This is a genomic window from Clostridioides sp. LIBA-7602, from assembly GCF_056688945.1.
The window spans coordinates 54,312-77,472 of sequence record NZ_CP196991.1 but is presented as its reverse complement, the minus strand read 5'-3'; the positions used below and the strand labels follow the sequence as shown (position 1 = coordinate 77,472).

Below are 23,161 nucleotides of genomic sequence, written 5' to 3'. Positions count from 1 at the left end.
AGGCCTATTATTTGATATCCAATAAACTTATTACTAATAATATATTAATTATTCTGACTTGTCAACAATAATAAACAAATACTTTGTGATGCGATACCTTGTTTTGCTCCTGTGAAGCCAAGACCTTCTTCTGTAGTTGCCTTTATGTTTATATTATCAATATCCGTATTTAAAGTTTTTGATATGTTATTTCTCATGCTGTCAATATATGGAGCCATCTTAGGGCTTTGAGCAATTATAGTGCTATCTATATTCCCAATCTTATACCCTTTACTTGTTATTAGATTATATACATATTCTAATAATTTCATACTATTTGCTCCCTTATATTTTTCATCTGTATCTGGGAAATGCTTACCTATATCACCTAAAGCTAAAGCTCCTAAAATAGAATCCATTATTGCATGTATCAGTACATCAGCATCAGAATGACCTAACAAACCTTTATCATGTGGTATTTCTACTCCACCAATTATAAGTTTTCTATCCTCTGTTAATTTGTGTACATCATATCCTAACCCTATTCTCATATAATTCTCCTTCTACTATTAACTTCATCTCTTTTTTCCATATTTAATATTTGTTCTGCTATATTTAAATCTTCTGGACTAGTTATCTTTATATTTTCATAAGAGCCCATTACCATAGTAACGCTTTGCCCTATATTTTCCACCAACATTGAATCATCAGTACCATAGTAATTGTTCTTATATGCTTGTTCATAAGCGTTTATTATCAGATTATATTCAAAAGTTTGAGGAGTTTGTGCTGCCCACAATAGACTTCTCTCTGGAGTTTCTTTTACTGTTCCATCGGACACTATCTTTATAGTGTCACTTACTGGAACACCTACAACTACAGCTTTTCTTTCTTTAGCCATCTTTATAGATTCATTAATTATTCTATGGTCTACAAATGGTCTTGCTCCGTCATGAATAAGTACTATGTCACAATTTTTATCTAATTTTTTTAAGCCATTATATATTGAATCCTGTCTCTCTTTTCCACCATATGCTATTTTTATATTTTTAAAATTATACTTATTTATTATATTTTCCTTAAAAAAATCTTCCTCTTCTTTTTTTATACATACCACAATTTCATCTATATTTATATTTTCATAAAAAACTTGAATTGTATGAGCAATAATTTCTTTTTCTCTTAATTTTATGAACTGTTTGTTTATATCTAGGTTCATTCTCCTTCCGCTTCCTGCAGCAACAATTATAACACTATACATGGTATCACCTCGTATTTTATTTTTAACCATAATTTATTAAAACTTTCAATATTTTTTATTTTAACCATCTGATTAATTATATATTAAATTTTCAGTTGTATAAACAGTTAATCTCTATTTTCTAATTAAAAACATGCACATTTAATTCGATATATATTGATTTTTCAATAGTATTGTTTTTAACTTTACAACTTTGTAATGGTTTATAAACTTGCAAAAAATATTCAAAGCCTCCAGTTTGATATAAGAAAATTTTATCAAATTGGAGGCTTTATATTAAAATATTAAATTAATTAAATCTATGTAATGTGGATAATTTTCTAAGAGGCTATCTTTTATTTCTTGTTTAAAAAACTCCACTTCTAGCAACTTATCCATATTAATCACATCATCCTTGTAAGAAATAAAAAACTTTGATACCTTCCACTTATTAACATGTATATTGATTTCACTTTCACTATTAAATGGCAGTATTACTTGAAATTTAGGTGTTTTACCATATGCCCACTCCACTTTTTTATACTTGTCTTCCACTAGATTGTATACACTTTTAATATCATCATCATCTAATTCAAGTTCTTTTATATTTTTTATATTAGATTTTAAATATTTAACACAATAATCTAAAAAGTAATTTATATCTTTTTCAAGTACAAGTTTAATATTTGTCACTTTACTTGAAACAGACTTAGTAGCATTTGATTCAGTTGATTTATTTGAATTCAAATACTTAGTCAATTTATTTAAATCCGAATCATAAAGAAGAGTTCCATGATAAAGAGAATTTTTTCTTTTTATAGACTGTGCTGAGCCTGAAATTTTTTTACCATTTAAAAATAAATCTTTTCTTTCGGTTATAGATACATCTAAGCCTAAGGTTAAGAGCATATCTTGCATAAACTTAGTATGCTCCAAAAAATCTATTTCATGAAGATGCCTATCTTTTTGTATGAATGACATATTTATATTACCTAAATCGTGATAAACAGTACCTCCTCCAGATATTCTTCTTAAAATAGGGATTTCTCCCTTTTCAATGACATGATGATGTATTTCCTGATATGGATTTTGATTTTTACCAATAAAAATGGATTCCTCGTTTCTCCATATGATTATAATATCATCATTATATTTTTCATTTAAAAATAGATATTCTTCTAATGCTAAATTAAAGTAAGGATTTGTGCTTTTGTTTAATAAGTAATACATAGAAATATAGACTCCTTTTTTATTTTATCTTATTTTTTATTTTAGACTTAAATAATTTTATATACTATTAGACTTCCTATTTTTCTTTCTTAATTATTAAACTTATTATATCATTATAAAACGCCTTAATATTATTGAATATCTATATTTTTACGTCAATTTAAAAGTTTTACCTAGCTTATTTGTCCTGACCATATACATTAAAAAATACATCTCTAGCTCTTTGAATTTCTTCGTCTGGCAATAATACTGGTGTGCCAATTGATTTTGCCAGGTAATATACTTTTGCTGAATCTTCCAACATTACAGCTGCTGTAATGGCATGTCCTACAGACGGACCAACTGCTATTACACCATGATTTGCTAAAAGACACGCTCTTTTGTTACCAATTACTTCAACAACACATTTCCCCATTTTGTTAGATGTTGGTGGTGCAAATTTTGCGACAGGTACCGTCCCACCTACCTCATTTGCAAGAGTTGTACTTGCACACGCTATAGGTTCATTTAAAATAGCAAAACAACTTGAGTATGTAGAGTGTGTATGAATTATACTATTTATATCTTCTCTATGTTTATATATATATAAGTGGTCTGGCAAATCCACTGATGCTTTCCATTTTCCATCTATAGTGTTTCCTTCTATATCCACTATAACAATATCACTTGGTATAAGGTTTCTATAGTCCATTCCACTTGGGGTAATTGCTATATATCCAGTTTCTTCGTCTCTTCCACTTACATTTCCTCCTGTTAATGTCACCAACTTATAATTTAAAAGGTCTAAAGATGCCTGTAAGACTTCTTTTCTCAATTTCTCCAACAACATTAGTTAAATCCCCCAATCTATTATAGACACAACCTTTATATATCTTAGTTGCACCTTATTATTTAAATACTATCTTCAATTTTATTTGAAAATTCCAAAAACTTTCCATAAAACCTAATATTACATTTTATCAATAGAAATTAATCCACTTCCAATTTTAATTTTTTACTCTTATACTCCTTTATTATCTAATCTCTTATTTCTAAATTTTAATGATTCTGGATATAAACCTTCTTCTAATGCAACAAAATAATTGTATAATTCTATATCGTTACTAAACATATTTGTTCTTATCCAATACCTACCTTTAAAAAAGCTCCCATCATTAATTTTCAGATAAAGATTTTTATTGTAAAACTCTCGTATTCTTACTTTCTTGATATCTTTAATTTCATACTTATGTGTAGCAATAAATGAGATAAAATGTATACATTTATTATCAATAATAATTTCTTTAGGATTACTTGATGATACAAAAGTATTGTGTATCCCATAGGTACAGATAATTATCAACAAACTATACATATTTACACTAAAATTTATATAGTTATTAAACAGTGCATAAATCAATATCAAAATCATAAAAAATCCTGGTACTATCACGCTAATTAAGTATCTTATAGAATTATATTTATATTTTTTCATAATCCATACACTCCAATAAAATTATTTTTATATTTCCTCTTCTAGAGATAATTTTTTATTTTCCTTTATTATTCTATTTCTATTGTAAATAGCCATTCCTAAAGCTATAACTCCAAAAATCACTCCTCCAATAGCTTTATAATTCATAATCTTTACAAATACCCAACTTAATGGATTTGCACCATCACAAATGCTTGAAATCATAGTTGCTCCTTCAGGCATTTTAAAACTAGCATTTAGAGCCATTTGAGTAAATAGTGGAGCTAAATTAGTTGCAATTAACAATCCAGAAGTAATTATAAGTATTCCTATTATTAATGTTCTAAATACATTTCCTTTTGTAATTGGTACGATTAAAACAAGTGCAAATGGAATTACTGCTAAGTCTGCAAATGGCAGGACTTTATTTCCTGGTAATATAGCTGCTATAACTATAGTTAAAGGAACCAATACTAATGCAACTGACAATGTAACAGGATGACCTATCCCTACTGCTGAATCTAAACCTATATAAATCTTCCCTCTATTTTTAAATCTTTTCTCAATAAATTCCTGTGCCGCTTCTGATACTGGTAATAAACCTTCCATTAACAATGCTGCCATCTTTGGAATTAATATCAATACAGCTCCCATAGTTACACCTAACTGTAATATACCTTTTATATCATATTTCGCTGCAATACCAATTATTATACCTATTATAGACCCCATGATTAAAGGTTCTCCAAATAATCCAAATTTTTTCTGTAGTGTATCCGCATTTATCTCAATCTTATTTATACCTGGTATTAAGTCTAGTAATTTATTCACAACTATAGCAATTGGAACAAATGCTTGTGTAAATCCATGAGGAAGGGATATCCCTGGCATACCCAAATATTTCTCTATACCTGGAGCAGTTAAATCTGCCATTACCAATACAATTACCATATTTGCTACTGCCGCAAACACTCCCCATACTACACTTTGTGTGGCTCCTGCTACTAAAGCCCCTGTAAAAGCAAAATGCCAGTAATCCCATATGTCTACATCAACAGTTTGAGTAGTATTAGTAATTAACATAACTATATTTACTACAAGACCTATTGGAATAATTAAAGCCCCTACCGTTGATGCAAAAGCTATAGCTGATGCTGCTGGCCAGCCTACATCTATTATAGATAGGTTTAATCCTAAGTTCTTAACCATTTGTTGTGTTGCTGGACCTAAGTTATCTGTCAATAAAGCTATAATAGTATTAAGACCTATAAATCCAACCCCCACTGTTAAACCAGCTCTTAATGATTTTCCAATCTTTGTGCCTAATATCAAACCAAAAATACATATTATTATTGGCATCATTACTTGTGCACCTAAACTAACAATGAAATTTAATATCTCCATCTAAAGACCCTCCATTATTTAATTTTCAGTCTCTAAAACTTATAATTTTAGAGACTCTATTCTTTAAAAGTTCAAATTATAATTCTAATTTTTCCAATACATCATCGATTAATTTGTCCATTCCAACACCAGTTAAAAAAGGTAACCCATTTATTACAGGTGTTTTTATACTACTAGAAACTTGTGTAGTACAAATTATCAAATCATAGTCAGGTGCTTTTGACGCAACTTCCACTACTTTACACTGTGTAATATTAACCATATCTAATTTCCCAAGGTCTTGAAGTGCTTTCTTTAATTTGTTTATAGCAATTGTTGAAGTACATACTCCTGTTCCACATGCAACTAATATTTTTTTAGCCACATTATTCACCCCCATTAAAATTGTTTTATTTTAAAGATATCTATAGTTAGAAATCTTCAATAGCATTTATATATTTTTAATACTCTTTACATGTTTAATTTTTTAGTTTAGAGTTTAATAAGTCACTCATACTTTCTTCATTTAAATCTACAATATTATTTAACATATTCTTATCTTGAAATATAGTCATAAGTTTTTCTAATAATTGTAATTGTTCTTGTGGCTCTTTTACTGCTAACATAAATACAACTTTTACATCAATTTCAGTATCTTCTGTACCCATCATTATAAATTTTACAGGCTTATTAAGTATGCCAATCGCTATACCTGGTTCATTTACATGTACTATATCTGTATGTGGTATAGCTACTCCATAGATTTCCGTTGGTAACCCTGTAGCATACTTTTTTTCTCTTGCTATAACAGCTTCTATGTAACTTTCTTTTACATACTGTTTATCAAATAAACGTTGTCCTAAAAATTTTAATGCATCTTCATTATTCGACACTTCAATATTTTTGAAAATTAAATTACTACTGATTATTTGCATTGACTCCATCTAATATCATCTCCCTAATAAAATCTCTATCTTTAATGTTTTTTATATCTTTAAATTCATCTGTTTCTATAAATGTAAGTAGAGTATTTAATGGATTAAAGCATTTTTGGTCTACAGCTAATAAAAGTATTATTTTCACTTTATTTTTACTCCATATAATAGGATTTTTCAAAATAGCTATACTTATAGCTGGTCTAATTACATCTATTCCATCAGTATGAGGTATTGCTATTCCATCTGATAATTCAGTCGGAAATAGATTATCTCTTTCTACCACTTTTTTATAGAAATTTTTCGTCACATAACCTTTTTCTCTAAGTTTTTTACTCATGTACTTTAAAGCGTCTTCTTTTGATTTAACTTGTAAATCTACAAAGATATCTTCTTTATGTATTAAATCTGATAATTCATATTTTTTATTTGTTTTAACAATTTGATTTGTATCAATTAAATTATTTATTTGATTTAATTTTGTTTTATCATTTATGTCTACTAGGCTAAAGAAAGGGATATTGGCTATCTGTGGGTCAATTGTTCCAACTATAGCAATTACATTCTTATCATTACTTATTTGCTTTATCTCTAAGTCAAGACTTGGATATTCAATCATACCTATAGATTCTATATCAACCTTTTCATTTATACCTTTAATATTTTCCTCTAAGATTTTTTTTACCTTACAAGCTCCTCCTAATCCTGTAATACATAATGTTAAAATTATAGGTTTTCTAGAATCTAATTTTGTGTTGTTATATTTACTAGCCCTCTCCTTTACTTGTGGTTCTATACTTTTAACTTCATCAACTATTTCATCTATTGTTAAATCTGGTAAAACTGCTCTTCGTATAACTTCTATGGATAGTAAGGTGTCAAATCTACATATTGTCCTTATATTAATCCCTGTCTTCCCAGAGATAATATCTCCAAAATATGAAAGCGAACCCATATCAACTAATATAATCACGCCTCTACCTTCATCAATATCTTTTACTACTGTAGTAGCCTCTTCAATCATTTCTTCTGGTTTTTTTTCAAATGGCATATCTAAATACCTTGCATGGTTAATTCCTAATAGTTTATTTGTAACTTCACATACAGATGAAGCCACTCTTCCATGAGCCATAAGAAGTACACCTATCTTTTTTTGTTCAGATATATCTCTTCTGCTACTCATTTTAAAATATATCGCTATTATACCTATTTCTTCTTTTGGCAAATTTATATTATATCTTTCCTTCAGATGTTGAGCTACCTTTTCTGCTACAGAGTATTCTAATGGATAATTTCCTATTATTTCTTTTAAATGGGCATTGGATATTACTTTACCTTCTTTTAGCCTCTCAAAAGCTGCTTTTAAGTGAACTGCTAAACATAAATGTAGATTTGGCTCTAAGGAACTAAGATATTGTGATGCTATTTTGATTACTTCATAAGTAAGCTCTACAATATATTTTCCAACAATCGGACTTATATCTGGAATATTATCACTAATAGAAACTTTTTTAACTTGCTTTATATATTTTTGAATACAGCTTTCTAACTCTCCTCCAACAATTCTATTTATAACATCAAAATCTAAACCTTGCTCTAATAAATCAATATGTCTTCTTTCAGTAAGCTTATATATTTCATCTGGAAAAGTATATATATCTTCATTTTTCTTTTCTATCTCACCATGATAACTTGAGTCTATAATTAAGTCTCCATCTACATAGTTTTCTATTTTATCTCTACAATTTCTAATTTTCATAAGACCTTGTTTAACATATCCAGGTACATCTGATATATTTATATTTACTTCTTTCTGTTTGCTCGTAAGTTTGTTTAATAGTCCCCTGGCACAAGCTACTTGAATATCACTTCTAAGCTGACCAACATTTCCTATACAATCGTAAAGCATAAGAGCTTTTAATACATCTGATTTTATATGTATTCTTGTTTCCATTCTTTGAGCTTCTATTAAGAAGAAGTTATTTATAATATCAAACCTCTCATTTAATGGTCTTGCAACTAATTCTGGTATTTCAATTGTTACAGGTATACGTCTTTTAAATGTATTAAGTAAGTGAGAATCTATGGGTTCAGAAGTTGCTGAAATAATCATTACATCTATTTTATTTGTCAACCTTGTTTCTCCTAGCTTTCTGACCATACCTTTATCAATTAATTGAAATAATATCTCTTGACCTTCATGAGGCAATCTATGTATTTCATCTATAAACAAGATTCCTCCATTTGCTTTTGATACTAAACCTTCTTTGGTCTCATCAGCTCCTGTAAAAGCACCTTTGACATGTCCAAATAATTGAGATAATAAAAGCTGTGGATTTTCTGAATAATCTGCAGCATTAAAAACTATAAAAGGTGCATTCTTAGGGAATCTAGATGATTCTACTGCAAATTTATACATACATTCTGCTAACTCACTCTTTCCAACACCAGTTGGCCCCATAATGATGGTGTGAAGGCCGTGAGGAGGATAGAGTATTGCTGCTTTGGATAATTTTATAATTGTACTTAAACTGCCACTACTGCCTATTAATTTATCAAATGCTATATCTATATTTTCTCCATTATTCTTTATCTCTTCTTTTTTATCATCAACTTCTTTATCAGGCTTTAAATCATCAGAATCTTGAATTTCTTTTAAATACTGTATGACTGTAAATCTTGATACTGTAAATCCAATACTGTTTAACCTTCTTGTTATGTCATTTTTATTTATAATATTTTCTTCCTTTAAAATGTCCTTTATAGCTTTAATCAAAACAACTTTTCTTCTTTGTCTTGAATCCTCTATTTTTAACTCATTTCTCAAAAAGGTAACATCTTCTCTTCGAACATTTAGCATACTTGAAATTGCTTCATCTGTTAAAGGATTTTTCTTATCTTCATTTTCAATTAGGTTTTTTATTCTTTGCCTCATTTATAATTGTTCCCTCCTTACTATTTATATAGCAACTTATATGCCATATATTGTTTTTTTTGTGCTTATTATTATTGCATAAAATCATAACATTTAAATCAAGCTATTCTTTTATTGAAATATTAAGAAAATTTTTTTTAATATTTTACAAATAATACGTTTAAAAAAACAAAAAAGTCTTTTTTTCTAATTACAAGTAAAGTCATACTAAAATGACACTGTTATTTTATATTACTATCTTTTTTGTACAACAAAAACTACAAATATTTAATTTCTATATTTTCACATAAAAAATACTCCTTCTCGTACAAATATATATATTTATACAAGAAAGAGTATGGCTAAATAAGTATTTTAAGATTTTATAATATAAATTTATTTTAATAATAAACTTACATTAATAATTTATTTTTTAGGTAAATGTAAACATCTCCCATTTACATCTGCTAAAGCTTCCATCAAAGCTTCTGAAGTACATGGATGACCAAATATCAACTCACTAGCTTCATCAGCAGGTATTTCTAATGCCTTAAATGATGCTGCATGATTTATAAGTTCTGCTACACCACATCCAAACATATGTACTCCTAAAATTTCTCCATATTTATCATCTGCTATCACTTTTACATATCCTTGCTCTTGTCCAGAAGCTAAGGCTCTTCCATTTCCAGCAAAGTTGAATTTACCCACTTTTACATTATGTTTTTTTCTAGCCTCTTCTTCTGTAAGTCCAACTGATGCTACTTCTGGAATTGTATAGACACAACTAGGCAACGCACTTAAATCAACTTCTTCATTCATCCCTAAAGCATTTGCAGCTGCTACCTCTCCCATTTTAAATGCTGCATGAGCTAACATCACACCACCAGTAACATCACCTACTGCGTATATATTTGGTATACTTGTCTCCATTTTACTGTTTACAGCTATTGAACCTTTATCTATTTTAATATCCAAATCTTCTATACCAGAAAGATTAGCTTGTCTTCCTATAGCATATAGACATAAATCTGCTTTTATTGGCTCTTCATCTTCAATGCATACTACTATTTTATTGCCTTCTTCTTTGAATTCAGAAACTTTCTTCTTAGTTAATACATTTATACCTTTTTTACTAAGAGAATAGTTCAGAGATTCGCTCAATTCTTTATCCATTCTTGGAATTATTCTATCTTCCATTTCTACAATAGTTACCTTAGAACCTCTTGAATTAAATATCTCTGCAAATTCGCAACCTATCACTCCACCACCAATTATTACTAATTCTTGTGGCACCACTTCTAAATCTAAAGCTTCTGTACTAGTTATTATCAAATTCGATTCTATTCCTTTTATAGGTAATACTCTTACTTTAGAACCTGTTGCGATTATTATATTTTCTGTATCTAAAATTTTTCCATCAGATAATATTACTTTATGTGCTTCTTTAACGCTAGCTTTAAGATTAAATACATCTACATTTCTGCTTTTTAATAGACCACCAACACCAGCTGTAAGTTTTTTAACTACTCTATTTTTATATTTTATTGCTTTTTTGATATCCTGTTCCTTATCTACAGCTACTTTTACGCCCCTCTTTGATAACTGTTCAACTTCTTCCAATATTTCTGCTGTTTTTATATAGGTCTTTGTAGGAATACAACCTCTATTTAAGCAAGTTCCTCCTAATATGTTTTCTTCAACTAATGCAACTTTTCCACCTAATAGAGATGCTTTTAATGCTGATAAATAACCTCCAGGTCCTCCACCTATTACTACTACATCATAATCATGATTACATTCTTTTTTATTTATTTTTTCTTCTTTTTCCTCTACGTTTTGAATTTCTTCAACAATATCTTCTTTTGAGACATTACCAGATAAATATTTAGCTTTTATTTCTTCTTGATTTTCACCTTTTTCTGCTATTACACCTATTACTGTAAATACTGGTAATACTTCACCTTCTTCTTTATGTATGATTACAGCCAGTGTACCTTCTCCCTCTGACTCTATTTCCATGTTTACTTTGTCTGTTGTTATCTCTAATATAGGCTCTCCAATTTTTACTTCTTCACCTTCTTGTTTTAGCCAAGAAACTATAGTACCTTCTTCCATAGCTACTCCTGCTTTTGGCATTATGACTTCTACTGACATAGGCTCTCCTCCTATTTATTTTCATATATTTTCATTAATCAATTTATATTCATATAGTTACATTTAAAAGTAATGCCGAATATATAAAAGTTTTAAATTTACCTAGATAATCATAACTATGTAATCTATTAAAACTATTATATCGGTAATGAAACATCAAAAACTATACAAGCATTGATAAAGGATTTTCTAACAATTCTTTTAAGTCTTTTAAGAATTTTGCTGCTACTGTTCCATCTATTACTCTGTGGTCTGATGTCAATGATAAGTTCATTATAGGTTTTATTTTAGCTTCTCCATTTACTGGAACAAACTTATCTTGTGTAGCACCCACCCCTAGTATTGCACTTGAAGGCATATTTATTATAGGTGTGAATGTAGTTATACCATACATTCCAACATTACTTATAGTAAATGTATTGCCTTCTTGGTCTGCTGGTAGAAGTTTTCCTGTCTTTACTTTTTCAGCAAGCTCTTTACTTTCTTTAGCTATCTCTTTTAAAGATTTTTTATTTACATTTTTTACTACTGGGACATATAAGCCTTCATCTAGCCCGACTGCAATAGCTACATTTATATCTTTATATCTAAATATTCCATCGTCTGTCCATGCTGAATTTAAAGCTTGATGCTTTGGAAGTATTCTAGATACTGCCATTACTATTAAATCTGTCATAGTTAATTTTACTCCAGTTGCTTCTTTTACTGTGTCTATTAACTTTGCTCTAAGTGACTTCAATTCAGTAGCATCTACCTCTATGTTGAATGTAAATACAGGAGCACTAAAATAACTTTCTGACATTCGTTTTGCTACAGTGGCCCTCATTGGATTTGGTTTTTCAAACGTTCCTTCTACTGTATTAAACATGCGTGAATTTTCATCTTTACTCTTTGTCTCTTTTTGCTCACTAGCTTTAGATGTATTAAATGATACAATAGTTTCTTTTTTAGTTAATTTTTCTACATCGCATTTTCTTATTTTTCCATTATATCCAGTACCTACAATAGTTTCTAAATCTATATTCAAATCTTCTGCTATTCTTTTAGCTAAAGGAGTAGTATTTGCCTTACTATCTTTTAAGTAATTTAACACATCAACTAAATGAATTCTTCCATTTTCTCCACTTCCAATCAGCCTATCTAGTTTTATATCGTCTTTTCTTGCTTGATGTCTGGCTGCTGGTGTGGCCTTTACTTTATTTGCCACCATATCTATCCCTCCTTATCTAACAATTAAAGATTTTATTGCTTCTTCTATTTCATCAACTCTTGGGACAACTGCTTTTTCTAACTCTGGATTATATGGTATTGGCACATCTTTTCCGCAGATTCTTTTTACTGGTGCATCTAAATAATCAAATGATTCACTTTCTGTTATTAATGCTGATATTTCTCCACCTAGTCCACCAGTCTTGGCTGCTTCATGACAAATTAGAACTCTTCCAGTTTTACATACACTCTTCACTATAGTCTCTTTATCTAATGGATATAAAGTTCTTAAATCTATAATTTCTACACTTATATTTTCTTTTGATAGTGCCTCTACTGCTTCCTCAACACTTTGTAACATTCTTCCATAAGTGATTACTGTAACATCTGTACCTTCTCTTTTAATATCTGCCTTTCCAATTTCAATTACATAATCATCTTCTGGAACAATACCTTTTTTTCTATATAACAATTTATTCTCAACAAATATGACTGGATTATTATCTCTTATAGCTGCTTTTAATAACCCTTTAGCATCTGCTGGTGTAGAAGGTGCAACCACTTTTACTCCTGGAACATGGCAAAACCATGCTTCTAAGCTTTGTGAATGTTGCTCTGCTGAACCAGTTCCAGAACCACCAGGACATCTAACAACCATTGGAACTTGAGCTTTTCCACCAAACATATATCTCATTTTTGCTGCTTGATTTACAATTGCATCCATAGAGATTGTTACAAAATCCATAAACATTACTTCCATAATAGGTCTTAGACCAGTTGCCGCAGCTCCTGCTGCTGCCCCTGCTATAGCAGCTTCTGATATAGGAGTATCTCTTACTCTTTCTGGACCAAACTCATCTATCATTCCAACTGATACACCAAATGCTCCTCCATATATACCTATATCTTCTCCCATAAATATTACATTTTCATCTCTTCTCATTTCTTCTGACATTGCTTCTTTTATAGCTTGTGCATATGTTAGTTCTCTTGTACTCATTTTTATTTTCCTCCTTTACCATTCTTAGTCTGCATATACATCCTCTAATAAAGACTCTATCTTTGGATTTGGACTGTTTTGAGCAAACTCTACTGCATCTTCTATTGATTGTTTTGCAAATTCTTGAATTTTATCTAATTCATTTTCGTTAGAGATATTATTTTCGATAAGATAATTTCTTAAAAATTCAATAGGGTCCTTTGCTTTCCATGATTCTATTTCTTCTTTTGTTCTATATACATTTGCATCTGATTTTGAGTGACCTAACCATCTATAAGTTCTACTTTCAATCAATACAGGTCCTTCACCTCTTCTACATTTCTCAGCAGCTTTTTGTACTGTCTCGTATACTTCTATTGGATTATATCCATCTATTGATATTCCCTCTATTCCATAAGAAGCTGCTCTAGTAGCAATACTGTCTATATTCATATGACGTTTTATACTTGTTGACATACCATATAAGTTATTTTCACAGTAGAATATTATTGGCAACTTCCATATTGAGGATAAATTTATCCCTTCATGAAAAGTACCTTCATTTGATGCTCCATCACCAAAACTGCATAAAACTATTTTACCTGTTTTTTTATATTGTTGTGTAAGTGCAGCTCCTGGAGCTATTGTAAGACCTCCACCTACAACTCCATTTGCCCCTAAGTTACCTGACTCAATATCTGCTATATGCATTGAGCCTCCTTTTCCTTTACAAAATCCTGTTTCTTTACCCATAAGTTCAGCCATCATCTTGTTTAAGTCTATTCCCATACCTATAAATTGACTATGTCCTCTATGAGTTAATGATACTAAATCTCCTTTTTCTAAAGCCATTACAGCTGCTACACTTGAAGCTTCCTGACCTACAGATAAATGAGTTGTTCCATGTACCATACCTCTTGCAAAAAACCAACTAACCTTTTCTTCAAATTTTCTAGCCTGATTCATTCTCTTATACATTTCAAGCAATGTTTCTTTTGATATTGACATATACATTCCCTCCTGTTAACTTTTATCTATTATTATATTAGTCACAATCTTCTAATAATTTAAGTGCTAAACTGTGATTAATTGCCAAACTATTTATAAACTTTGCTTTTAATGATGCTTTTATTGCTTCTATTTTTTCATCTCCTGAAGCTACACCTATTGTTCTTTTTATTTTTTTTAAATCTTCTAGCTTTACTCCTAATACTCTTTGATTAAATTCAAGTATAGAAGTTTTTCCTTCTTTATCAAAGGCTTGTAAACAAATTGCACCTATTGAGTTATATTTTTTTAAATCTTCTATATCTTCTTCATGCATGTATCCAGAAGCCATTATTGTTGAGTTTAAGCTCATAGGATTTCCTATACCTACGATTGCTATAGTCGTTTTATATATTAAATCTAGTACTTCTTTAATTTTTTCATCTTTACAAAGTTTTTCTTTTGTAGACAAATCAGACATAACAGCTGGAGCATGTAATAATTTAAAATCACCTCCAAAAGCTCTTGCTAAACTTACTGCTATTTGATTTGCATGAATATCTATTTCATTGTCTCCAATTCCACCTAACAGAGGTATAAATGTGACGTTTTTACAGTTATTTTTTTCTACATATCTAGGTATTTCTTTTAGTGTCGTGCCTATTGAAACCCCTATTATATCATTTTCCTTTACTACTCTAGTTAGGTATTCAGATACAGCTCTTGCTAATTCTTGTTTTTGAGTTAGTGAATCCTGTTTATCATCTACAACTATTACTTCTTTCAATTTGTATTTTCTTTCTAGACTTCTCTCTATTTTTTGGTAGTCATTTTTCAAAACATCAACTATCTGTATTTTTACTATTCCTTGCTCAAAAGCTTCTTTTAATATTCTTGATATTGTTGGTCTTGATATTCCCAATTGATTTGCTATTTCTTGTTGATTTAAATTATCTTCATAATAAAGTGAACAACACTTCATCATTAACCTTATGTCTCCAATTTTTTTCATTTGCTTTCCTCCAAAATCAAGCTTTTTTAATTATCTTTACATTTGTTCAATCATTTTACTTAATTTCAGTAACATTATAGAAGGGGTTCATATAAAAAGTCAACTGTTTTTTTGTATAACTAAAAAATTATTGTAATAAATACTAGTAAAGATATAATTTTATATACAAAAATACGGTGATACTTTTTTGTACCACCGTGTCCTTAAATAAATATTTTTCACTTAATTTTAATTATATAATACTTCTAATTACTGAATGTCATCTTCATAGAATCGAAATCAATCGACCATTTATAATTATTAAAATAATGATGACTTATCAGTCCATCTCTAACAAATCCAACTTCCTCATTATAATCCAAAAGCCCACCTGTAAAATAATATCCAAGACCATTCTTCAATTGTAAATTACCCAGACCATATGATGAAATATCGAAATGTGCTTCTTTATAATCGCTTCCTCCCATTCCACCTTGTCCTTCAGGAACTTGCTTTAGCTCAGGCATAGGAATCTTCAAAGAATCTATTGTTTCTTCAGGTAGTATAATTCCGGCACCTTTTGGGTCACCCAGTCCTGAATCAAGGAAGAAATTCAAATTACTTTTCTGATTTACTGAGCCTTTTCCAAACATGAAATGAGTAGATGCAAGTGTAAATGGAATTTCTTCTAATATTTTATCATTTGCAAGCATTTCATTAAGATTATTTCTTCCTATTTCATTTCGAGGTCTTAATATTAGTTGACCGCTAGGATAATCCATTGTAGGTACAAATTCCTTTAATACACTTGTACCAATAATACCATGTACATCTCCATACTCCTTAAATGCCTCTTTAAATCCATCAAATGGTCCTAACATTACAGGTACATTTTTAATATTTACATCTCCTATAGTAAGTGAATCCGCTTGACCAAGACCAGTTTCAGCAGTCTTACCTCCAGCATATTTGTTTTCACTTTTTGAAGCTGTTTTTATACCAAGTTCTTTTGCAAGTTTCTGATCAACAGTAAACATTGGACCGCCAGTATCAATAACAGCATTTATTCTTTTTCCATTTATCTCTACTGGAACAACTGGCAGAGGGTCGGATGTGATAAAAGGAATAATAGTTTCACTTTTTCCATTCCAATCAATTTGATTTGGCTGTTTATCCTCAAAAGATTTCATCATTTCCAGTATACTATTGTTTTTGCCTTCTGATGCTGCGGATAACTTTTCAGCTTTTTGGTATTGATTTGTTTGATAATATGTAAGTGTCAATCCGTTTTCAGCCTTTGCTTTGAATTTATCAGGATATTGTTCTATAAGAGTATTATATAACTTTTCAGCCTTTTCATAATTCCCCTTTAGATATTCTATTTGTGCAGAAAGAAAGATTGCATCTGGTGAAGGATTTTTTAAACTTAGCAAAGGATTCAATATCTCTTGTGCTTTTACAATCTCACCTAATTTAAATAGTATTTGAGCATATTCTAATCTTAGAGCTTCGTCGTTTGGATTTTTCTCATACTTTCCTTTGACTTCTGTTAGTTGTTTTTCACAACTTGCACGAGTAACTTTTTCTGTTGTTTTAGTTGTTGACTTAGGTGTTGAGCTTTTTGCTGAAGTAGCCTGAGATGTACATCCTGTCATTACACCAACGATTAAAGCTCCACATAATAGAATACTTATTCCTCTTGACTTTAGTGATTTTATCATTTTTTACCTCCTATTTTTGTTCTTACCTTGCTTATTATCTATAAGATACAATATGAAAGTAAAATGAAAGTAAAATAAAAGTAAAATAAAAAAAACATCTCTTGTACACAATTTAGATTATATATTCTTCTTCTCGTTAAATATCATCTTCATTGAATCAAAATCAATTGTCCATTTGTAATTCTTCAGATAATTATGGCTTATTAAGGCATCTTGAAAAAATCCATGTGCTTGATACATCCCTTCTTGTCCTGTCGCAAAATGTCCAATACCTTTTTTCTGTTGCACATTACCCAACCCATATGATGAAATATCAAACTGTGCTACTTCAAAATCATTTCCCGTCATTCCACCTTCCTCTGTAGTAGCTGGTCTTAGCTTTGGCATAGTAATACCCAATAAATCTATCGTTTGTTTAGGCAACATAACCCCAGCACCCTTTCCACCATTAAATCCTGAATCAATAAAGAAATTAAGATTATTTTTATTATTAATTGAACCTTTACCAAACATATAATGAGTAGAAGAAAGTGTGAATGGAATTTGTTGTATTATTTCACCTTTACCTTCTTTGGCATCTTCATCGGTTACAACTATTTCATTCCTTACTACTTCACTTCGTGGTCTTAATACCAACTCACCATTTGGATAATCCATTGTTGGTACAAATTGTTTTAATACATTTGTACCAAGAACAGCACGAACATCTAATCCAGTACTCTTAAATAGTTCTGCAAGTCCACCAAGCTCTCCTATCATTACCGGGATATTTTTCATATTTATATCTCCTACCTTAAATGAATCAGCTCTACTAAACCCAATCTCAGAAGTACCACCTCCAGCAAAATTTCCATCTGCATTTGAAACTGGTTTGATTCCAAGTTCTTTTGCAAATTTTTTGTCAAGAACAAATGTAGGAGCACCAGTATCAATAAAAGCGTTCATTCTTTTTCCATTTATCTCTACTGGCACAACAGGCAGAGGGTCAGTTGTAAGAAATGGAATAACACTTTCATTTTTTCCATTCCATTCAATTTGATTAGGTTGTTTATCACCAAAATCTTTCATCATATTGTTCAATAAGCTACTTGCATTTTCTTGCCCCATAGATAGCTGTTTTGCTTTCTGATATTGATTTGTTTGATAATAGACCATTGATAGTCCAGCTTCTGCCTTTTCTTTAAATTTATCTGGATATTTCTCCACAAGAGTATTGTATAGCTTTTCCGCTTTTGTATAATTACCATTCATATATTCTATTTGTGCTGAAAGGTAAATAGCATCTGGTAGAGGTTTATCTCCATTTAAAAAAGGTTTTAATACTTCTTGCAATTCTGTAAAATCTCCCAATTCAAATAAGTTTTGAGCATATTTTAATGCTAAGGCTTCATCATTTGGGTTTTTCTCATATTTTTCTTTTGATTTCTTCAACTGTTTTTCAGAACTTACACGGGTAACTTTTTCCATTGTTTTAGGTGTTGACTTAGATGTTGAGCTTTTTGTTGATGTAGCCTGAGATGTACATCCTGTCATTACACCAACAATCAAAGCTCCACATAACAGAACACTTAGTCCTCTTGATTTTAGCAATTTTGTCATTTTTTACCTCCTATTTTATTTTTATCTCTCTTTTTATCTATAGAATATAGTATGAAAATAAAATAAAAGTAAAGTGAGGGTAAAAACAAAAGAATAATTTATTGCTTACACTTTGCATGTATGGTATTATAATGATACTATTTTTGTATACTGGGAGATGAAATATTATGGATGACAAATTGGAAAACCCTGAAAAGATACTTATTGTTGATGATGAAGAAGGGCTGTTAACCCTAGTGAAAATAACCTTAAATAAAGAACACTATAATAATGTTACCTGTGTATCAACAGGAACCAAAGCCCTTGAGTGTATTGAAAACAGGCAATATGACCTTATCATTCTTGATGTAATGCTACCAGATTATTGCGGATTTGACCTATGCGCGAAAATACGCAGGAAAACTATAGCCCCTATCATATTTCTGACTGCCAAAACTGGTGATTACGATAAATTATCAGGACTTGCCATTGGTGGTGATGATTATATAACAAAACCTTTTAATACAATGGAGCTTGTCGCCAGAATCAAAGCTATTTTTAGGCGTCAACAACTTGAACGTTCAGTATTACATACTCATTCAGAAAATTCCTTAATTTATCATTATGGTTATATTATTCTTGATATGACTTGTGCAATACTTACTGTAAATGGTCAAGACGTAGAATGTACAGCCAAAGAACTCGAGCTAATGGAATTTTTTTGCCAAAATCCTAACAAGGTCTTTACTACATCACATCTGTACGATACAATTTGGGGATTAGCAGGATATGGAGATGAAAAGACTGTTACAATACATATATCCAAGCTTAGAAAAAAGATATTGGATGATAATAAACCATACAAAGTTATTACAAACCTTCGTGGAATTGGGTATAAGTTCATACCACCAGATGGGAGCTGATATATTGAAAAAATTATACTTTCGTTTTATTGCTTACTTTACAACAGGTCTCTTTATATTTCTAGTATACTTCGTTACATTATTCATATTACTTAATCAATTAATATATCCTGAAAAATCACATAAATTTTTATATGTGACTGATTCATCTATTGGATATTTTCCAAGCATACTTATAATTTCTTTCTGCTTTATTACAGGAGGGATACTTTTTTGCTTATTTCTTGTTCGACCACTTTACTTGATAATTTGTTCAATAAGTAATTTATCTAAAGGAGATTATGCAATAGTCAAAAAAGCCTTTACCAATAATGGGAAATTAAAATGGTACTATTTTATGTATAAAGAAGTCATTGTAAATATAAAATCTTTAGGTAATAAGCTTCAAGAAACTGAAATGGAACGAGAAAAACTTGAAGTTGCAAAAACTGATTGGCTTGCTGGTGTATCACATGATTTGAAAACGCCATTATCATACATCACAGGATATTCATCTCTAATGCTTAACAAAAACCACAGTTTTAGTGAAGAAGAGAGAACGATATTTTTAGATAACATATATAAAAAAGGAGTATATATTGAAAAATTAATAGACAATTTAAGTCTGACATTTTTTATAGATTCGTCTGGAAAAATACTGCTTAAACACACACAGGTTGAAATGGTTGCATTTCTTCAAAACCTTATTGCTGATGTAGCTAATAATCCAAAATCTGAAAAACAGATATTTGGATTTTATACAGATTTAGAATGTTTGTATTTAGCCATAGATGAGACATTAATGTATAGAGCTCTTTATAACCTTTTAATGAATTGTGTTGAACATAATCCTGATGGTACAGAAATAGAAATTTGCTTAAAACAGAGTTCTGAACAAATTTACATTAATACTACTGACAATGGTATTGGGATAAATGCGGAAAAATCAGATGATATTTTTGACAAATATTATAGTAGCAAAAATCATAATACACAAAACAAAGGATTAGGATTGTTTATTGTTAAGCAGATTATTGATGCACATGGAGGGAATATTTCTGTTTCAAGCATTTTAGGAAAAAGTACATCCTTTCAAATTATATTGAAACAGGATAAAATTTAAATTATTATATAAAAATCCCAAGTTAAAATAAACTTGGGATTTTTATATAATAACTAATTTTTATAAAATTTCTTCTTTAAATTTATTTTGACAAAATAAATTTAAATTAACATATCAATATTTATATATAGCCTCTATGCAACTTATTCTTTTAATGCTACCAGATTTATACTTAATATAATCATAGGTACAATTACATAAATAAAAGCTGTAGCTGATGACACAATTCCAGAATCATTTACTAAAAGAGTTACAAAACATCCTGCTATTGATGCGATAAAGCCTTTAAATACAATTGGATATTCATCAATCAATTGTTTGAAATACCTAATCTGATTAATCATAAGAACCAAGATTACTCCTATTCCAGTTAATAGTATATTTACCCATGCACTAGTTTGAGCTAGTTTTAAGTTCATCTCTATCTTTCTACTAAATGTTTGTATTATTTCTCCTGGTCCATTAAAGTAAACTTCTTTTACAAACATACCTAGATGTGAGTTACTTCCTGAAATCATATCTATAGCTACAAAAACTCCTAAAACAAGTAATACTGATATACCTAATAAAACAACTTTTTTGAAGTCTATTTTTACATTATATATTAATAGTATAAATAGTAAAAATGCAACACATTCAGAAATAGCAGTTCCAACATTTGCCCCCATAGCTGGAGATGCACTCGTAATTAAGATAACTAAAGAAAATACTATTACAGACCACTTTGGTATCTTTTTATATGTAAGTAAAATTGCAAACGTAAATATTGCACTACCTATTGCTACTCCTTGATATTCATTGCCTACTCCATAGTATCTAGCGCCAATTATACAATCGTAACTCATTACATTGCTTTTCATTAGATATGAACCAAATCCAGAATCAATAACCATAATCAATATAGTTAATCCAGTAAAAAATAACATATTTTTTAAATCATTCTTTATTAAAACTTTGCTTATCAAGTATATAGTAAGTGTTATTATAATTATTCCTAAAGATATTGCTACTGGTGTTTTAAAATTCATTATTGGAGTTATCATAAATGACAAAGGCATGACTATTCCTATTTTTAAAAGTTCTTTTAATATAAAAAATGTTGTTTCTTTATGATTTTTTGATATATGCTTTCTAAATAAAATTAGAATCATAGCAACTATCCATGACAAGAATACTATACTTACAAATCCATTGAGTATTGTAGACCTTATGCTTGAAACAGATACTATCTTTTGGTATTCATCCAGCAGATATTCTTTATTATCATCTCTGTTAATAAGTTCATACTTCTTTCCAACCATATTTTGATTTTTTATATCGAAGTTATTTAATATTTCAGCTCCAACATCTAGATTAGTCACAATCCCTTCTCTTCTCGTGGTTGAAGATGATAATAGCCCTTTTCCATTACCACTTAATTTTATTATTGGAGAAAGCCTTCTTTTGTTTTTATAATCTAAGTCACTTGGAAATGCACTTGATATATAAACAGTGTCATTTTCTCCAACCATAGAAAATACATTTTTTAAGTATACATCTATATTTTTTTCTATGATATTTTTCATGTTACCATATGTTTTTTCGGTTAGGTTTGGTTTATATAAATCTAATCTATATGTATCTCCAAGCTCTACAAAAACTACATCATTATTTTTGTAAGCTTCTTTAGTCTCTTTAATCAATTTATTATAATCAGTTGATATTCCATAAGGCATAGATAAATCTTTCTTATTTATATTATCTACGTTTCCATTAGGAATTCTTCCATACTCATCCATTGCAGCTAGACATAAGTTTCTATTTTTTATAAGCTGACCATTTTCAATTATATCTGCATTTCCCAACACAGATGTTCTTAACCCATTATCAGATAAACTTTGACCTAATGACCCTAATACAGAACCATACTCCCCAAAGTTTAAATTTTCATTTATAGACTTATTTATGGTTAAATTATTTATACCTTTTGCGCTTTTTCCTGTAGCTGATTTAAAAACTATATCCCTATCTTTACTTGAGCTCTCAAAATTAATATCTTCTTCATTAGCTACATTAGCTCTTCCACCAGCACCCATACTAGCATATGACCTTCTGTCATCACTACCTTTATCGCCTCTTATGTTCATTAGACCGATATATCCTCTACTATCTAGTTCTTTTTTCAATGATTTTATTCTTAACATATTGCTCATACTAGTTCTATTCATATCTATAAATATTACTTTTCCATATGTCGGTATATCATCTGCAAAACTATATTGACTAATCGATGTTAATATTATGATAAATGTTGCTAAGAAAGATATAATCTTTTTTCTCATAAATTCTCCCTGCTTTCTGATTTAAATCCTCATCTTTAAGAATACATTAAACATTGTCG

General features: G+C 29.7%; 19 protein-coding genes. 2 read left to right on the top strand and 17 right to left on the bottom strand.

Annotated elements, in window-relative coordinates; genetic code table 11:
- Positions 1-44: 44 nt before the first annotated feature.
- The 16 genes from ispF to ACTG45_RS00460 form a co-directional block, all read right to left on the bottom strand.
- Positions 45-530, bottom strand: a complete 486-nt coding sequence (gene ispF, locus ACTG45_RS00535) for a 2-C-methyl-D-erythritol 2,4-cyclodiphosphate synthase (RefSeq protein ID WP_479919648.1) — start codon at positions 528-530, stop codon at positions 45-47.
- Positions 527-1,240, bottom strand: a complete 714-nt coding sequence (gene ispD / locus ACTG45_RS00530) for a 2-C-methyl-D-erythritol 4-phosphate cytidylyltransferase (RefSeq protein ID WP_021382498.1) — start codon at positions 1,238-1,240, stop codon at positions 527-529. The genes ispF and ispD overlap by 4 nt, the downstream gene beginning before the upstream one ends.
- 276 nt (positions 1,241-1,516) lie before the next feature.
- Positions 1,517-2,449 carry a lipoate--protein ligase gene (lplA, locus tag ACTG45_RS00525; protein ID WP_479919647.1) on the bottom strand — a complete coding sequence of 311 codons (933 nt, stop codon included), beginning with the start codon at positions 2,447-2,449 and terminating at the stop codon, positions 1,517-1,519.
- Between the two features lie 178 nt (positions 2,450-2,627).
- Entirely contained in the window at positions 2,628-3,278 is a 651-nt protein-coding gene (locus ACTG45_RS00520; protein WP_479919646.1) for a class II aldolase/adducin family protein, read from the bottom strand.
- Between the two features lie 171 nt (positions 3,279-3,449).
- Entirely contained in the window at positions 3,450-3,923 is a 474-nt protein-coding gene (locus tag ACTG45_RS00515) for a hypothetical protein (protein ID WP_479919645.1), read from the bottom strand.
- Positions 3,924-3,950: 27 nt separating this feature from the next.
- Positions 3,951-5,306 (bottom strand): PTS galactitol transporter subunit IIC, encoded by a 1,356-nt coding sequence (locus ACTG45_RS00510; RefSeq protein ID WP_021382469.1) that lies wholly within the window; start codon positions 5,304-5,306, stop codon positions 3,951-3,953.
- Positions 5,307-5,382: 76 nt separating this feature from the next.
- On the bottom strand, positions 5,383-5,685 hold the full coding sequence (locus tag ACTG45_RS00505; RefSeq protein ID WP_479919644.1) for a PTS sugar transporter subunit IIB: 303 nt from the start codon (positions 5,683-5,685) through the stop codon (positions 5,383-5,385).
- 79 nt (positions 5,686-5,764) lie between these two features.
- Positions 5,765-6,229 (bottom strand): PTS sugar transporter subunit IIA, encoded by a 465-nt coding sequence (locus ACTG45_RS00500; RefSeq protein ID WP_479917868.1) that lies wholly within the window; start codon positions 6,227-6,229, stop codon positions 5,765-5,767.
- On the bottom strand, positions 6,204-9,155 hold the full coding sequence (locus ACTG45_RS00495) for a sigma 54-interacting transcriptional regulator (RefSeq protein WP_479917867.1): 2,952 nt from the start codon (positions 9,153-9,155) through the stop codon (positions 6,204-6,206). Before ACTG45_RS00495 ends, ACTG45_RS00500 begins: the two co-directional genes overlap by 26 nt.
- 405 nt (positions 9,156-9,560) lie before the next feature.
- Complete coding sequence (lpdA, locus tag ACTG45_RS00490) at positions 9,561-11,291, bottom strand: dihydrolipoyl dehydrogenase (RefSeq protein ID WP_479919643.1); 1,731 nt, start codon at positions 11,289-11,291, stop codon at positions 9,561-9,563.
- A gap of 163 nt (positions 11,292-11,454) precedes the next feature.
- Positions 11,455-12,501: a 2-oxo acid dehydrogenase subunit E2 gene (locus tag ACTG45_RS00485; protein ID WP_479919642.1), complete on the bottom strand. Its 1,047-nt coding sequence runs from the start codon at positions 12,499-12,501 to the stop codon at positions 11,455-11,457.
- A gap of 12 nt (positions 12,502-12,513) precedes the next feature.
- Positions 12,514-13,500: an alpha-ketoacid dehydrogenase subunit beta gene (locus tag ACTG45_RS00480; protein WP_021382484.1), complete on the bottom strand. Its 987-nt coding sequence runs from the start codon at positions 13,498-13,500 to the stop codon at positions 12,514-12,516.
- A 24-nt stretch (positions 13,501-13,524) separates the two neighbouring features.
- Positions 13,525-14,487 (bottom strand): thiamine pyrophosphate-dependent dehydrogenase E1 component subunit alpha, encoded by a 963-nt coding sequence (locus ACTG45_RS00475; RefSeq protein WP_021382479.1) that lies wholly within the window; start codon positions 14,485-14,487, stop codon positions 13,525-13,527.
- 37 nt (positions 14,488-14,524) lie between these two features.
- On the bottom strand, positions 14,525-15,478 hold the full coding sequence (locus ACTG45_RS00470; protein ID WP_479919641.1) for a sugar-binding transcriptional regulator: 954 nt from the start codon (positions 15,476-15,478) through the stop codon (positions 14,525-14,527).
- A 245-nt stretch (positions 15,479-15,723) separates the two neighbouring features.
- Positions 15,724-17,178, bottom strand: coding sequence for an aspartyl protease family protein (locus ACTG45_RS00465; protein ID WP_479919640.1), 1,455 nt, complete (start codon positions 17,176-17,178; stop codon positions 15,724-15,726).
- Positions 17,179-17,295: 117 nt separating this feature from the next.
- Positions 17,296-18,777: an aspartyl protease family protein gene (locus ACTG45_RS00460; protein WP_479919639.1), complete on the bottom strand. Its 1,482-nt coding sequence runs from the start codon at positions 18,775-18,777 to the stop codon at positions 17,296-17,298.
- Positions 18,778-18,944: 167 nt separating this feature from the next.
- Between ACTG45_RS00460 and ACTG45_RS00455 the strand changes: the two genes are divergently transcribed.
- Positions 18,945-19,679 carry a response regulator transcription factor gene (locus ACTG45_RS00455; protein WP_479919638.1) on the top strand — a complete coding sequence of 245 codons (735 nt, stop codon included), beginning with the start codon at positions 18,945-18,947 and terminating at the stop codon, positions 19,677-19,679.
- 4 nt (positions 19,680-19,683) lie between these two features.
- A complete protein-coding gene (locus ACTG45_RS00450; RefSeq protein ID WP_479919637.1) occupies positions 19,684-20,781 on the top strand; it encodes a sensor histidine kinase in 1,098 nt (365 codons plus the stop codon).
- A gap of 143 nt (positions 20,782-20,924) precedes the next feature.
- Here ACTG45_RS00450 and ACTG45_RS00445 read toward each other — a convergent pair whose 3' ends face one another.
- On the bottom strand, positions 20,925-23,102 hold the full coding sequence (locus ACTG45_RS00445) for a hypothetical protein (RefSeq protein WP_479919636.1): 2,178 nt from the start codon (positions 23,100-23,102) through the stop codon (positions 20,925-20,927).
- Between the last annotated feature and the right edge of the window lie 59 nt (positions 23,103-23,161).

Excerpts from the sequence above, each read along its gene's own strand:
- ispF (WP_479919648.1), bottom strand. The coding sequence starts at position 530 with ATGAGAATAGGGTTAGGATATGATGTACACAAATTAACAGAGGATAGA.
- ispD (WP_021382498.1), bottom strand. The coding sequence starts at position 1,240 with ATGTATAGTGTTATAATTGTTGCTGCAGGAAGCGGAAGGAGAATGAAC.
- lplA (WP_479919647.1), bottom strand. The coding sequence starts at position 2,449 with ATGTATTACTTATTAAACAAAAGCACAAATCCTTACTTTAATTTAGCA.
- ACTG45_RS00520 (WP_479919646.1), bottom strand. The coding sequence starts at position 3,278 with ATGTTGTTGGAGAAATTGAGAAAAGAAGTCTTACAGGCATCTTTAGAC.
- ACTG45_RS00515 (WP_479919645.1), bottom strand. The coding sequence starts at position 3,923 with ATGAAAAAATATAAATATAATTCTATAAGATACTTAATTAGCGTGATA.
- ACTG45_RS00510 (WP_021382469.1), bottom strand. The coding sequence starts at position 5,306 with ATGGAGATATTAAATTTCATTGTTAGTTTAGGTGCACAAGTAATGATG.
- ACTG45_RS00505 (WP_479919644.1), bottom strand. The coding sequence starts at position 5,685 with ATGGGGGTGAATAATGTGGCTAAAAAAATATTAGTTGCATGTGGAACA.
- ACTG45_RS00500 (WP_479917868.1), bottom strand. The coding sequence starts at position 6,229 with ATGGAGTCAATGCAAATAATCAGTAGTAATTTAATTTTCAAAAATATT.
- ACTG45_RS00495 (WP_479917867.1), bottom strand. The coding sequence starts at position 9,155 with ATGAGGCAAAGAATAAAAAACCTAATTGAAAATGAAGATAAGAAAAAT.
- lpdA (WP_479919643.1), bottom strand. The coding sequence starts at position 11,291 with ATGTCAGTAGAAGTCATAATGCCAAAAGCAGGAGTAGCTATGGAAGAA.
- ACTG45_RS00485 (WP_479919642.1), bottom strand. The coding sequence starts at position 12,501 with ATGGTGGCAAATAAAGTAAAGGCCACACCAGCAGCCAGACATCAAGCA.
- ACTG45_RS00480 (WP_021382484.1), bottom strand. The coding sequence starts at position 13,500 with ATGAGTACAAGAGAACTAACATATGCACAAGCTATAAAAGAAGCAATG.
- ACTG45_RS00475 (WP_021382479.1), bottom strand. The coding sequence starts at position 14,487 with ATGTCAATATCAAAAGAAACATTGCTTGAAATGTATAAGAGAATGAAT.
- ACTG45_RS00470 (WP_479919641.1), bottom strand. The coding sequence starts at position 15,478 with ATGAAAAAAATTGGAGACATAAGGTTAATGATGAAGTGTTGTTCACTT.
- ACTG45_RS00465 (WP_479919640.1), bottom strand. The coding sequence starts at position 17,178 with ATGATAAAATCACTAAAGTCAAGAGGAATAAGTATTCTATTATGTGGA.
- ACTG45_RS00460 (WP_479919639.1), bottom strand. The coding sequence starts at position 18,777 with ATGACAAAATTGCTAAAATCAAGAGGACTAAGTGTTCTGTTATGTGGA.
- ACTG45_RS00455 (WP_479919638.1), top strand. The coding sequence starts at position 18,945 with ATGGATGACAAATTGGAAAACCCTGAAAAGATACTTATTGTTGATGAT.
- ACTG45_RS00445 (WP_479919636.1), bottom strand. The coding sequence starts at position 23,102 with ATGAGAAAAAAGATTATATCTTTCTTAGCAACATTTATCATAATATTA.